The sequence below is a fragment of the Streptomyces daqingensis genome (assembly GCF_014645895.1).
Classification (GTDB): Bacteria; Actinomycetota; Actinomycetes; order Streptomycetales; family Streptomycetaceae; genus Streptomyces; species Streptomyces daqingensis.
The window spans coordinates 1-12,791 of record NZ_BMMP01000019.1; the positions used below are offsets into that span (position 1 = coordinate 1).

12 protein-coding genes and 1 rRNA gene are annotated in these 12,791 nt (G+C 71.1%); 10 read left to right on the top strand and 3 right to left on the bottom strand.

The window, feature by feature from the left end:
* The 7 genes from rrf to IEY56_RS23950 all read left to right on the top strand — a co-directional run.
* Positions 1 to 70 (top strand): 5S ribosomal RNA (gene rrf / locus IEY56_RS29220); the annotation flags it as partial.
* Between the two features lie 75 nt (positions 71 to 145).
* On the top strand, positions 146 to 799 hold the full coding sequence (locus IEY56_RS23925) for an HAD family hydrolase (RefSeq protein WP_189039344.1): 654 nt from the start codon (positions 146 to 148) through the stop codon (positions 797 to 799).
* Between the two features lie 47 nt (positions 800 to 846).
* On the top strand, positions 847 to 2,028 hold the full coding sequence (locus tag IEY56_RS23930) for an acetoin utilization protein AcuC (protein ID WP_189039345.1): 1,182 nt from the start codon (positions 847 to 849) through the stop codon (positions 2,026 to 2,028).
* A gap of 751 nt (positions 2,029 to 2,779) precedes the next feature.
* Entirely contained in the window at positions 2,780 to 2,989 is a 210-nt protein-coding gene (locus IEY56_RS23935) for a helix-turn-helix domain-containing protein (protein ID WP_158677109.1), read from the top strand.
* Positions 2,990 to 3,141: 152 nt separating this feature from the next.
* Positions 3,142 to 3,240, top strand: coding sequence for a 30S ribosomal protein bS22 (locus tag IEY56_RS23940; protein WP_003948845.1), 99 nt, complete (start codon positions 3,142 to 3,144; stop codon positions 3,238 to 3,240).
* A gap of 233 nt (positions 3,241 to 3,473) precedes the next feature.
* A complete protein-coding gene (locus tag IEY56_RS23945) occupies positions 3,474 to 4,562 on the top strand; it encodes an NAD-dependent epimerase/dehydratase family protein (RefSeq protein ID WP_189039417.1) in 1,089 nt (362 codons plus the stop codon).
* Entirely contained in the window at positions 4,555 to 5,631 is a 1,077-nt protein-coding gene (locus tag IEY56_RS23950) for a lysophospholipid acyltransferase family protein (RefSeq protein WP_189039346.1), read from the top strand. Before IEY56_RS23945 ends, IEY56_RS23950 begins: the two co-directional genes overlap by 8 nt.
* A gap of 172 nt (positions 5,632 to 5,803) precedes the next feature.
* Here the strand turns inward: IEY56_RS23950 and IEY56_RS23955 are convergent, their stop codons facing one another.
* From IEY56_RS23955 to IEY56_RS23965, 3 genes are all read right to left on the bottom strand, one after another.
* Positions 5,804 to 7,108 carry a DUF5667 domain-containing protein gene (locus IEY56_RS23955; RefSeq protein ID WP_189039347.1) on the bottom strand — a complete coding sequence of 435 codons (1,305 nt, stop codon included), beginning with the start codon at positions 7,106 to 7,108 and terminating at the stop codon, positions 5,804 to 5,806.
* A gap of 301 nt (positions 7,109 to 7,409) precedes the next feature.
* Positions 7,410 to 8,276 (bottom strand): ECF subfamily RNA polymerase sigma factor, BldN family, encoded by an 867-nt coding sequence (locus IEY56_RS23960; protein ID WP_189039348.1) that lies wholly within the window; start codon positions 8,274 to 8,276, stop codon positions 7,410 to 7,412.
* A gap of 422 nt (positions 8,277 to 8,698) precedes the next feature.
* Positions 8,699 to 9,655: an HAD family hydrolase gene (locus IEY56_RS23965; protein ID WP_189039349.1), complete on the bottom strand. Its 957-nt coding sequence runs from the start codon at positions 9,653 to 9,655 to the stop codon at positions 8,699 to 8,701.
* Between the two features lie 279 nt (positions 9,656 to 9,934).
* On the opposite strand from IEY56_RS23965, the gene IEY56_RS23970 reads away from it, so the two are divergent.
* From IEY56_RS23970 to IEY56_RS23980, 3 genes are all read left to right on the top strand, one after another.
* Positions 9,935 to 10,171, top strand: a complete 237-nt coding sequence (locus IEY56_RS23970; RefSeq protein ID WP_189039350.1) for a glutaredoxin family protein — start codon at positions 9,935 to 9,937, stop codon at positions 10,169 to 10,171.
* A 240-nt stretch (positions 10,172 to 10,411) separates the two neighbouring features.
* Positions 10,412 to 11,194 (top strand): redox-sensing transcriptional repressor Rex, encoded by a 783-nt coding sequence (locus IEY56_RS23975; RefSeq protein ID WP_189039351.1) that lies wholly within the window; start codon positions 10,412 to 10,414, stop codon positions 11,192 to 11,194.
* On the top strand, positions 11,191 to 12,696 hold the full coding sequence (locus IEY56_RS23980) for a glutamyl-tRNA reductase (protein WP_189039352.1): 1,506 nt from the start codon (positions 11,191 to 11,193) through the stop codon (positions 12,694 to 12,696). Before IEY56_RS23975 ends, IEY56_RS23980 begins: the two co-directional genes overlap by 4 nt.
* Positions 12,697 to 12,791 lie beyond the last annotated feature (95 nt).

Here is a 12,791-nt window from a genome sequence, read left to right on the forward strand (position 1 = left end):
GGAAGCTAAGCCTTACAGCGCCGATGGTACTGCATGCGGGAGCGTGTGGGAGAGTAGGACACCGCCGAACTAACATTAAAAATAGCCCCGTTGACGGATAACCCCGCCAACGGGGCTATTTTCATGCCCGCGTACAGTTGCCGGCATGGGCAGGTACGACATGGTCGTCTTCGACAACGACGGTGTGCTGGTGGACAGCGAGCCGATCTCCAATCGAGTTCTCGCGGCCTGTCTGACGGAATCGGGACACCCCACCACGTACGAGGACTCGATCCGCGACTACATGGGTGCCGCTCTGCATCGCGTGCACGACGTCGTGTTGGAGCGGTCCGGTAAGCGCCTCCCCGACGACTTCGACGACACCTTCCACGCCCGTGTCTTCGCCGCCTTCCAGCGGGAGCTGCTGCCGGTGCCGGGCGTCCCTGAGTTGCTGGCGAAGCTGGACGCGGAGGGACAGCCGTTCTGCGTCGCGTCGTCGGGGAGTCACGAGCGGATCCGCGTCACGCTGAGGAAGACCGGCCTGTACGAACACTTCGGTGAGCAGCGCATTTTCAGCTCGCAGGACGTGGGACGGGGAAAGCCCGCTCCGGACCTCTTCCTTCACGCCGCCGATGTGATGGGCGTACCCCCCGAGCGGTGTGCCGTGGTCGAGGACAGCCCGCTGGGGGTGCGTGCTGCCCTCGCCGCCGGTATGGATGTCTACGCCTTTGCCGCGATGACTCCCCGCGATCGGCTCACCGCTGCCGGTGCGGGTGTGATCTTCGAGGACATGGGCGAGTTGACCCCGCTGCTGGCGTAGAGCCGGGCAGCTTCGGTGCCTGCCGCGGCCCCCGGTACGGTGGCGGGATGAGCGGTGGCGCGCAGTTGATGTGGGACGAGGCAGTCACGGGGTACGACTTCGGTCGCGGGCACCCGATGGATCCGATTCGTCTCGCCTTGACGATGCGGCTCGTCGAGGCGTTCGGGCTCGACGACTTGAAGGACCTGAAGGTCGTCGCGGCCAAGCCGGCGGGCGATTCGACCTTGCGGCTCGTACACCGTCAGGACTACATCGACGCGGTGCGCAGGCTGTCGGCCGACCCCTCGGCTGCGGACGGCGAGTACGGGCTGGGCACGCCGGACGATCCCGCGTTCGCCGGTATGCACGAGGCGTCCGCGCTCATCGCGGGACAGTCCGTGGCTGCTGCCGAAGCGGTCTGGCGCGGCGAGGTGAAGCACGGCGTGAACTTCGCCGGCGGACTGCACCACGCGATGCACGCCTCTGCCGCGGGGTTCTGCATCTACAACGACGCCGCGCTCGCCATCGCACGTCTGCTGGAACAGGGCGCCGAGCGCGTGGCGTACGTCGACATCGACGTCCACCACGGTGACGGCGTCCAGGACGCGTTCTGGAACGACCCCCGTGTGCTGACGATCTCGCTGCACGAGCACCCCCGGCTGCTCTTCCCCGGGACGGGCTGGCCCGAGGAGAGCGGCGGCCCCGAGGCCGAGGGCGGCGCGGTGAACCTCGCCCTCCCCGGCGGGACGGGCGACGAGGGCTGGCTGCGTGCCCTGCACTCCGTGGTCCCCCAGCTCCTCGCGGAGTTCCGGCCTCAGGTGCTCGTGACCCAGCACGGCGCGGACACGCACTTCGAGGACCCTCTCGCGCATCTCGCCGTCAGCGTGGACGCCCAGCGCATCGCAGCGGAGTCGCTTCACGGCTGGGCCCACGAGTTCTCGGACGGGCGGTGGCTCGCCCTGGGTGGCGGCGGCTACGCGGTGGTCGACGTCGTACCGCGGACGTGGACGCACCTGGTCGCGATCGCCGCGGGCGCCTCGTTGCCGCCGGAGACCGAAGTGCCCGATGAGTGGCGGCAGTTGGTGTACGCGAAGACGGGAAGCCCGGACTCTCCCCGCAGGATGACCGACGGACGCGAGATCGCCGTACGCAAGTGGGAGGAGACGGGGTACGACCCCGCCGACCCGCTCGACCAGGCGGTCCGCGCCACACGTAACGCCGCTTTCCCCGCGCGCGGGATGATGCCCTGACCGGTCCGGGTCGGAGGGACGCCTGACGGGGGAGACCGGTCGGGTGCGTCCAACAGGCCTCGCGTGTCCGGCAGTCGGCTCCCCCTCGTGAGGGACAGAGGCCCGTGCGGCCGGGGTGATCCGGAGGTCCGGAGCCAGTGCACCCGAGCCGACTCCTGGATCTCTACGCCTCATTCGTCCCAGGGTCCTCGTCGGTGTCGTGCACTTCCCTCACATCAGCGCAGTGGAGACGTGTCGACATAACGACCCGGTTCGGCGTACGCCATCTCATCCCCGCGGAGACCCCAGGGGTCGTGTCGACTCCCGGCGCCGGCGCGCGTTCTCCCCGTCGTGCGCCGGTAGTTCACGCCTCTTCATGGGGTCGCTTCGGGAAGATGCGGAGCAACGTGAGGACGGTGTACCGACCGTCGCCGCGACGGTGCCGGTGTCGCGTCCAACGGGTCTGCGCAGCAGGTCAGTTGGGTAGGCATAGGCGCAGGGCCTCCTGGACGCGCGGTGCTCCGTCGGCGGCGATGGGCGCGTAGGAGGGCTCGCGGCGGTGCTCGCCCATGACGCTGCGCGGTCTGCCTACTACCGTCCGCAGACGCGCTATGTACTCAATCGGGCCCGTCTGTCACAGTAGGAGGCCGATCGCTACTCCTCTTCCCCACTTGCATCACCCGCCCCTAATCTGGGGAGGAGCGCGCATGCGAGCGGGAGTCGCCGGAAGGGGAAGCCGGTGACCGACATGTGCGGAAGGTTCAGGTGTGACATGGCTGCTGGCAAGGGACCTCTCAACGAGGTCAACTTTCTGACCGTGGCGGAAGTCGCCTCGGTGATGCGAGTGTCCAAGATGACCGTGTACCGGCTGGTGCACAGCGGTCATCTGCCGGCGATCCGGGTGGGAAGGTCATTCCGGGTCCCAGAGCAGGCCGTCCATGAATACCTCCAGGAGTCGTACGTGGGGGTGGAGACCGCCTGACGGTCGCCCGCTGACACCACCCTCGGATTACGAGCTGCCCCCCGCGGCGGGTAGGCTGAACCTCATGTAGGTCGTGTGGGCTCGGACGCCCCGCGCCGAGTGAAGGCAGTTCCCTCCGCGTCGGCGGGGATGATTTGTGAGCGAGGGTAGTCGTGGGCTCTGTTATCAAGAAGCGGCGTAAGCGGATGGCCAAGAAGAAGCACCGCAAGCTCCTCAAGCGCACGCGTGTTCAGCGTCGCAACAAGAAGTGAGCGAGCGCCGGGTACGTAAGGGACCGCCGTTCTGCCGCCCGCACCGAGTTGTGCGGGACGGCAGGGCGGCGGTTTCGTGTGTGCGGTCCCCCTTCTCCCGCGGTTTCGCCGAGGTAGATGCCGTGCGGACCGGTTTCGGGCGCGGGAGCGAGGACAGGCGGTAGACGGACGGCGCGGCCGCGTCGTCGAGCCGCGGTACGGACCGGCCGTGTGCGTGCGGCATGGGAGGAATCTTGGGCAGGGTCGTGCTCGTCACCGGGGTCGCCCGCCAGCTCGGCGGCCGCTTCGCCCGGCGGGTCCAGCGCGAGCCCGACGTGGACCGCGTCGTGGGCGTGGACGTGCTGCAGCCCGCGGACGACCTGGGCGGTGCGCAGTTCGTCCGTGCGGACATCCGGCAGCCGGAGATCGGCAGGGTGCTGGCGGAGTACGGTGTCGACACCGTCGTGCACATGGACATCCACGGCAGCCCCCTCGCCGTGCCGGGGAGCGGCAACCGCAGCTCGGTGAAGGAAACCAACGTCATAGGGACGATGCAGCTGCTCGGCGCCTGCCAGAAGGCGCCCTCGGTGCGGCGGCTCGTCGTGAAGTCGACGACCAGCGTGTACGGCGGGGCGCCACGGGACCCGGCGCTCTTCGACGAGTCCACTCCCGCCAAGTCCCTGCCCAGCGGCGGCTTCTCGAAGGACGCCATGGAGGTCGAGGGATACGTACGGGGGTTCGCCCGGCGCCGCCCCGACGTGTCGGTGACCGTGCTGCGGTTCGCGCACGTGCTCGGCCCGTCGGCCGACTCTCCCCTCGCTGCCTACTTCGCGCTGCCGGTACTGCCGACGGTGCTGGGTTACGACCCCCGTCTGCAGTTCGTGCACGAGGAGGACGCCGTCGAGGTGCTGCGGCTCGCGGCCCGCGAACCGCGGCGGGGCACCCTCAACGCGGGGACCTTCAACATCGCCGGGGACGGCACTCTGCTGCTCTCCCAGTGCGCGCGGCGGCTCGGCCGGCCGACGGTGCCGCTGCTGCTCCCCGCGATCCGCTGGGGCAGGTCGCTGCTGCAGACGGTCGGGGCGACCGACTTCTCGCCGGAGCAGGTGCGGCTGCTGACCCATGGGCGGGTCGTACGTACGGTGCAGATGCGCGAAGTGCTCGGCTTCGCACCGCGGTACACGACGGCGGAGACGCTGGAGGCCTTCAGCCGCAGCAAGGGCCCCGGCCTGCTGCCGCCCGAGACTCTCGCGCGTACGGTCGACAGGCTGGCGGGGCTGGTCCGTCCCGGGCCCGCGGGGGACGGGGAGCGAGAAGGCGAGGAGGCCGGAAGGCATGGGTGAGGCGAAGGTCATCCCGTTCGGCTCGCCGGACGACGGCTCCGGATCCGGCCGCCGCGGCAACAGGCAGGGCGGGCACGGGAATCCGGGCGGCAACGGCGCGTCCGCTTCAGGCGCCGGCGGGCACGCGCCCGGGCAGGCGGCGGCCGCCTCCGGTGCGGACGCCTCCGGCGCGGACGATCCCGGTACGGATGGCCCGGGTGAGCAGGCCGGGGTCCCGGGGCAGGGCGGCGGGAGCTGGGAGCAGAAGGTGGCCCAGGGCCTCGCGTTCCTGCGCCGGCGGGTGACGGGGGAGTACGAGGTCGACGACTTCGGGTACGACCCGGAGCTCACCGACCAGGTGCTGATGTCGCTGCTGCGCCCGCTGTACGAGAAGTACTTCCGCGTCGAGATGCGGGGAGTGGAGAACATCCCGGACGACGGTTCGGCCCTGGTCGTCTCGAACCACTCCGGCACCCTGCCCATGGACGGGCTGATGCTGCAGGTCGCCGTCCACGACAACCACCCAGCGCAGCGCCATCTGCGCCTGCTGGCCGCGGACTTGGTGTTCATGCTGCCGGTGGTCAACTCCATCGCCCGCAAGGCCGGACACACTCTGGCGTGCGCGGAGGACGCGGAGGCGCTGCTGGGCAGGGGCGAGGTCGTCGGGGTCATGCCCGAGGGCTTCAAGGGCCTTGGCAAGCCCTTCTCGGACCGCTACAAGCTGCAGCGGTTCGGGCGGGGAGGGTTCGTCTCGACCGCGCTGCGGGCGGGGGCGCCCATCGTGCCGTGCTCCATCGTCGGGGCTGAGGAGATCTACCCGATGGTGGGCAATTCCCGTACGCTCGCTCGCCTCTTGGGCTTCCCGTACTTCCCCGTCACGCCGACCTTCCCCTGGCTGGGGCCGCTGGGCGCCGTTCCGTTGCCGACGAAGTGGACGATCCAGTTCGGTGAGCCGATCGAGACGGACGGATATCCGGCGGGGTCGGCCGACGACCCGATGCTGATGTTCAACCTCACGGACCAAATCCGGGAGACGATCCAGCACACGCTCTACAAGCTCCTGGTGCAGCGCAGGTCCGTCTTCTTCTAGGTCTGGAACTGACGGACGGGCCCCGTCCACGCCGTGGGCGGTGCTCGCGGGCACGGTACGGGGCAGCGAGCGGCCGAGAGAGCGGGGTGAGACAGAGTGAGGCAGAGCGAAGGCCCCTCCCGTACCCGGCGCGTACGTCCGGGCATACGGGAGGGGCCTCCGCTTCGCGAGTTCAGTCGTCCGCCGACAGGTTCCGCAGGTCGGGGAGGACGTCCGGGACGATGGGCGGAAGGGTCACCTCCGAGCCCGGGAACGGGCGCCCGTCCTCGCCGGAGCCCGGACGGTGGGGATCGCCCTGCTGGTTCTCCTCCGGGTCCAGGAGGCCGCCGCCGCCGATGAGCCCGCCCGTGTGCGGCGTCGAACCGGACGGTGAGGGGGAGTCGCTCTCCGTGCCGTCCCGCTCGCCGTCGTTGTCGGAGCCGGAAGAGGAGCGCGGCTCGGGCGACTCGCCCTTTTCCTCACGGTCCGAACCGCCCTTCCGGGGGGTGCGCGGGGCGTCGAGCGCGGGGTCGGTGAGGAGCCCGCGGATCGGCTCGATGTCGTCGTCCATGGCAGCGAGGACGGAGTTGACCTCGTCACGCACGTCCGAGAGCTGAGGCGGCAGCCGGTCCTTCATGCGGGCCCAGCTCGCCCCGTGGTCGGCGCGGAAGGAGGAGAGCGAGCGCATCGGCTCGATGCTGCCGTCCCGGGCGTACGCGGCGTTGAGCGCCCTGTGGCCGTCGGCCGCCTCGTTGCGCATGCCCGACAGGGCGCGGCGCACTTCGGCGAGCGACTCGTAGTCCAACTCGGCGCCGCCCCTTGCCCGTTCCATGAGCCGGCGGGCCTCCTGCATACGCGTCGAGGCATGGGCGAGGTGGACGTCGCCTCGTTCCGCCTCGTCGTCGGCCATGTCCAGGCGGAGGTCCTCCATGCCGCGCTTGAAGCCGTACAGCGAGTCGCCCGGAAGGGCGTCGCTGCTCGCGGCGGCGACGCCGCCCAGAGCGGAGGCCGCCACACCGACACCGAGCCCGCTCGCCGCGAGTCCCTTGGTCAGCCGGGAGCGCGGACGGAGCCTGCCCACGGGGCCGGGAGCGCGGTGCGCCCCCTTCCTGCCGCGGCCGTCGCGCTGCTCGGGGACCTGGCGGGCGCGTGCCTCCGGTGAGGCGAACTCGGCCTCCATGGCGGCCATCAACTGCGCCCGCTGGACGGTCTTCACCTCCGGGTCCAGCGCCGGCCGCGGCAACTCCGCGAGCTGCCCGGCGACCTGCAGGAGGTCGGTGTGCCCGGGATCGCCCGCGCTTTCGCACGGGGTGCCGGTTTCACCTCCGCCGTTCTCGCTCCCGCCCGTCCGGGGCGGAGGTTCAGGGGCGGGCCGAAAGACACGTGCGCCCCCGTCTTCCGCCGTTCGGTCGGCCGCCGCCGCCTCTTCGAGCTCCTGCTCGTCCAGGGCATCGGCGAAGGCGGTTGCCCGCCTGCTCGTTGCTACGGAACCGATCACGGGCGGCACCTCCTCTCGTCAGCACGGTCCACTCCCCGGCACGGTCGGAAGGTCTTCGGCAAAACCGCTCGTCTTCACTCGGAAGGGTGAGTGACTACTTGCGCGCCACGGTTGCGGGGAGTCTGCAACTCCCACAACGAGCCGCAAGCCAGTCGGGTTACGGACTCACGATGATGTGACCGCACGCGTCCCAGGAGTGACTGAACGTCACTGAACTGCCGCTGCCGGCAAGGCCGTTGCAGCGGCAGTTCAGAGTTCGTGCCCGGGGTCGGTCAGCGTTCCCGCGAGAGGCGGTGCCGGGTCAGCGGGCGTCCTGCGGGAGCAGGCGCGCGAGGGTGCGGACAGCCCTGTACTGCAGGGTCTTGATGGCTCCCTCGTTCTTGCCCATGGCGCGTGCCGTCTCGGCGACGGAGAGGCCCTGCAGGAACCGGAGCGTCACGCACTCCTGCTGCTGCGGGTTGAGCCGGCGTACGGCCTCCAGCAGCGCGGCGTTGGAGAGCGACTCCAGGACGGAGTCCTCGGGGCTCCGCTCGACCTCGTTGGCGTCGAGCATCTCCCCGGTGGTCACCTCCAGCCGGAACCGGCTGGACTTGAAGTGGTCGGCGACGAGGTTGCGCGCGATGGTGACCAGCCACGCGCCGAAGTCGCGGCCCTGCCAGGTGAAGGTCCCGATCCGCCGCAGCGCCCGCAGGAACGTCTCGCTCGTGAGGTCCTCGGCTGTCGCCTTGCCGCCGACGCGGTAGTAGATGTAGCGGTACACGGTGTCGCTGTACTGGTCGTAGAGGCGGCCGAAGGCCTCGGACTCCCCTGACTGCGCGCGCTCCACCAGCTCCATCATCCGGCGGCTGTCGGTGTCGCTCGCTGCCGGACGTGCCCGGCGTGCGGTCGAGGTGCCCGCGCCCCCGGAGGCTCCGCCGCGGGTGCGTCTGCCGATGTTCCCGGCGGGGGCCGCGGCTGCGGTGGACTGTGCCGCGCTCGCGGGGGCCGCGGCGGCCGGGGAACGGTTGCCCAGCGCGTGGCGACGGCCGGCGGGGACGGGCGCGGCCATGGCGAAGGCGGGGACGGCGTACGTGTGGGGGACGAGTGTGCGTAGCCGGCCGACAGCGGCAACGACCGTGCTGCGCAGCGTAGCCAGGCCCGAGGCGTCAACCCCGACGTGTGGGTACACGGGACTCCCAGAGGCAGAGCTTCCATCACGTGCAGTACGGAACCGTTCGACCCGGATTGGGGCGTGTGGGTACCGATTGCGTCTGAGGAGAATAACGCTTCGTACAGACAGTGCTACGCCTAGTTGCTGAAATCGCCGGTTCAGTCGGTTGTGTTACGCATTGGTGCCCGGTCGGGCACCGACTGTGATCGGTTCTCGGACCGCTTCCTGTCCGCAACTTGTCGTTTGGGTGACGTCTTGTGCTCGAACGTCCGAAGCGTGACTGGCGGGAGCGGGGGCCGGGCGGGATGCGTGAATTGCCTCATCGCCCGGGCGCGCAGCGTGAGTTCAGCGGGCGGGGGGAGCGGCACCGAGGGGCGGAGAAGCGGCGCGACAGGGGGAGTCAGGGCCTGCAACGGCCGTGGACGAGGCCCCAGTGGTGCTCAGCGCCGCCGTCGCTGGATGGCGACCGCGGCGACGGCGCCGCCCGCCACCGCGCCGACTCCGGCCGCCGCGGGGATGCCTGCCTTGGCCGCCTTGCGTGCGGTGCGGTAATCCCGCAGTCGCCAGCCCATTTCGCGGGCGTGACCGCGAAGCCGGCTGTCAGGATTGATCGCATATGGATAGCCGACGAGCGAGAGCATCGGTATGTCGTTCGCCGAATCGCTGTAGGCGGCGCACCTGTCCAGCTCCAGGTCTTCCGCGGCGGCGAGCGCCCGTACGGCCTCCGCCTTGGCCGGGCCGTGCAGCGGCTCTCCGACGAGCCTGCCGGTGTACACGCCGTCGACGGACTCCGCGACGGTGCCCAGTGCGCCCGTCAGGCCCAGGCGCCGGGCGATGATCGTCGCGGTCTCGACGGGAGCGGCCGTGACGAGCCAGACCTTCTGGCCGGCGTCGAGGTGCGCCTGGGCGAGGGCGCGGGTGCCGGGCCAGATGCGGCCGGCCATGTACTCGTCGTAGATCTCCTCGCCGATGGCGGTGAGTTCGCTGACGCTGTGGCCCTCGACGATGGACAGAGCGCTGGAGCGGACGTCCTCCATGTGGCCCGGGTTCTCGCTGCCGGCCACCCGGAACCAGGCCTGCTGCCAGGCGAACCGGGCGAGTTCGCGCTTCTCGAAGAAGTCCCGCTTGTAGAGGCCCCTGCCGAAGTGGAAGAGGGCCGCGCCCTGCATGACCGTGTTGTCGAGGTCGAAGAAGGCGGCCGCGCGGGTGTCTCCGACGACGGGGAAGACCTCCTCCCCGGGCCCGGCGGCGGCCAGTTCGCGGCCGACCTGCTCCAGCTCCTTCTTCCGGGCGGCCTCCGCCGAAGCCTCGCCCGCCAGCACGCTGCGCGCGGTCGCCGAACGGCTGCGGTGCGCGAGCCAGGCCCAGGCGCGTCGGGGTGAGGGGCGGGAGAGCATGCCTTGAGGATATCCACCGGATGCGCCGGTCCTGTTACGGCAGGGTGTCCGGTTGTGGGCGATCGGGAACACGGCCGGGACGTGCCTGCCGCATCGGAGTGCCGGGCTCGTGGAGGGCCAACTCGGCGGCCCGGCCCGGGTGTCGGGCTCCTGCGCTGGTCGGTGCGTCGACGTGGTGCGGGGGCGGCGTGGCCGCGGGTGTGTCCGGAGGCGCGGATGCCGGATGTGAAGCGGGACGGACATGCAGTGTGGTGCCCGCGAAGCGTGACAATGGTGCGCATGAGGACTGTCACGCTGATCGGGAAGCCCGGATGCCATCTGTGCGACGTCGCACGGGACGTGATCGTCCGGGTCTGCGAGGAGACCGGGGCCGCCTGGGAGGAGAAGGACATCAACCAGGACGAGGAGCTGTACCGGAAGTACTGGGAGCAGATCCCCGTCGTGCTGGTGGACGGTGCGCAGCACGACTTCTGGCGCGTCGACCCGGACCGGCTGCGGAAGGCCCTGGCGGGCTGAGCCGCGGCGTCCGGCGGCGGCGCCGCGCGACCGGTCCGGAGCCCCGTCCGTCACGGGCGGTGCACGAGGAGTGGTGCGTGGTGCTGTCGTGGCGTGTGGCGCCGGTCACGTTGAACGGACAAATCGGGCACCAGCTTTGTGCACGCGTTCACAAAGGCATAGCCTGGTTCGCGATGGAGCGGTCCGGGCGCGTACCCGGCGAAGGACCGCTCACCGCTTCGCGCAACCGGCAGGAGCACCGTGGCAACTGGCCGAAACCACCGACCGGCGACGAGCCGGAGCCGAGGAATCCCCGAGGCCACCGTCGCCCGGCTACCGCTGTATCTGAGGGCGCTCACGGCACTGTCGGAGCGCTCGGTGCCCACGGTCTCCTCCGAGGAGCTGGCGGCCGCCGCCGGGGTCAACTCCGCCAAGCTCCGCAAGGACTTCTCCTACCTCGGCTCGTACGGCACCCGCGGCGTCGGGTACGACGTGGAGTACCTCGTCTACCAGATCTCCCGTGAGCTGGGGCTGACGCAGGACTGGCCCGTCGTCATCGTCGGTATCGGCAACCTCGGCGCCGCGCTCGCCAACTACGGGGGCTTCGCTTCCCGCGGCTTCCGCGTGGCCGCGCTCATAGACGCCGACCCCACGCTGGCCGGCCGCACCGTCGCGGGCATCGAGGTCGAACACGCCGACGGCCTCGAGCAGATCATCGCCGACAACGGCGTCTCCATCGGCGTCATCGCCACCCCCGCGGGGTCCGCGCAGCAGGTGTGCGACCGGCTCGTGGCCGCGGGCGTCACGTCGATCCTCAACTTCGCGCCCACCGTCCTGTCCGTGCCCGAGGGCGTGGACGTACGCAAGGTCGACCTCTCCATCGAGCTCCAGATCCTCGCCTTCCACGAGCAGCGGAAGGCCGGCGAGGAGGCTCCCGAGGAGGAGGAGACCGCGCCTCCGGCGGCTCCGCCCGCCGCCGCCGTCACCAAGAAGCGCTCCGAGCCCGGACCAGACGGGGACGTCCCCGCCGTGATGCCCGCATGAGTCTGCTGGTCGTCGGATTGAGCCACCGCAGCGCGCCGGTGAGCGTGCTGGAGCGGGCCGTGCTCGCCCCGCAGGTGCGAGGGAAGCTGCTGCAGGAGGCGATGAGCGCCGAGCCCGCGGCGGAGGCGGCGGTGCTCTCCACGTGCAACCGCATCGAGCTGTACGCCGACGTGGACAAGTTCCACGCCGGCGTCGCCGAACTCTCGACCCTGCTCGCCCAGCACAGCGGCGTCGGACTGGACGAGCTGACCCCGCACCTGTACGTGCACTACGAGGACCGGGCGGTCCACCATCTGTTCTCCGTGGCCTGCGGCCTGGACTCGATGGTCGTCGGCGAGGGGCAGATCCTCGGCCAGATCAAGGAGGCGCTGGCCCTCGCGCAGGATCAGCACACCGCGGGGCGGCTCCTGAACGACCTGTTCCAGCAGGCCCTCCGGACGGGGAAGCGCGCGCACAGCGAGACGGGCATCGACAAGGCCGGCCAGTCGCTGGTCACGTTCGGCCTCGAACAGCTCGCCGGTTCCATGCCGGTCGAGGAGTGGGTGCGCGGGAAGCGGGCCCTGGTGATCGGCGCGGGTTCGATGTCCTCCCTGGCCGCCACGACGCTCGCGCGCGCGGGTGTCGCCGAACTGGTGATCGCCAACAGGACGCTGGACCGCGCGGAACGGCTCGCCACAGGCCTCACGTCCGGGCTCGCCGCGGGCGCGGCACCGGCCGCGGCCCTCAGTGGCGGCGACGGCCCCCGCGCGCACGCCCTGCCCATGGACGGGATCACGGCGGAGCTGCCCCGCGCGGACGTCGTCGTCTCCTGCACCGGGGCGACCGGGCTCGTCCTGACGCTCGACGCGGTGCGCGAGGCGCTCGCGCGGCGGGCGGAGAAGTCCTCGCAGGAGCCCTCCGAACCAATGGCCCTGCTCGACCTGGCGATGCCGCGCGACATCGACGCGGCCCTGCACCGCTCGGAGCCGGGCGGAGTACGCCTCGTCGACATCGAGTCGCTGGCCGAGGCGGCCGCGGACGCGCCGCTCGCCGCCGACGTGGACGCCGTACGCGGCATCGTCGGCGAGGAGGTCGCGGCCTTCGGGGCCGCGCAGCGGGCGGCGACGATCACACCGACCGTCGTGGCCCTGCGCACGATGGCCGCCGATGTCGTCGCCTCGGAGATGGCCCGGCTCGAAGGACGGCTGCAGGGGCTGGACGACAAGCAACGCGCGGAGATCACCCAGACGGTGCGCCGCGTCGTGGACAAACTGCTGCACGCCCCGACGGTGCGCGTGAAGGAGCTGGCGGGGGAGCCCGGCGGTGCGGGCTACGCCGACGCGCTGCGCGAGCTCTTCGACCTCGATCCGCAGGCGGTCGCCGCGGTCAGCAGCAGTCCCGCGCCCGGGTCCGCGCCGAAGGGCGTCCCAGGGCCGGCCGGACCGCCGGAGCGCACGCCGCAGCACGCCCCGGAACGTTCGCAGGAACGTCTTCCGGACCCGACGACGGGCGGCCGGCCATGAACGGGCGGACGGCCGTGAGCGAGGCCCTCGTGGAGAGAGGCGGGCGTCATCAACCGGCCCGGCACGGGCCGGGCGGGGGCCGTCCCCGCGGGGCC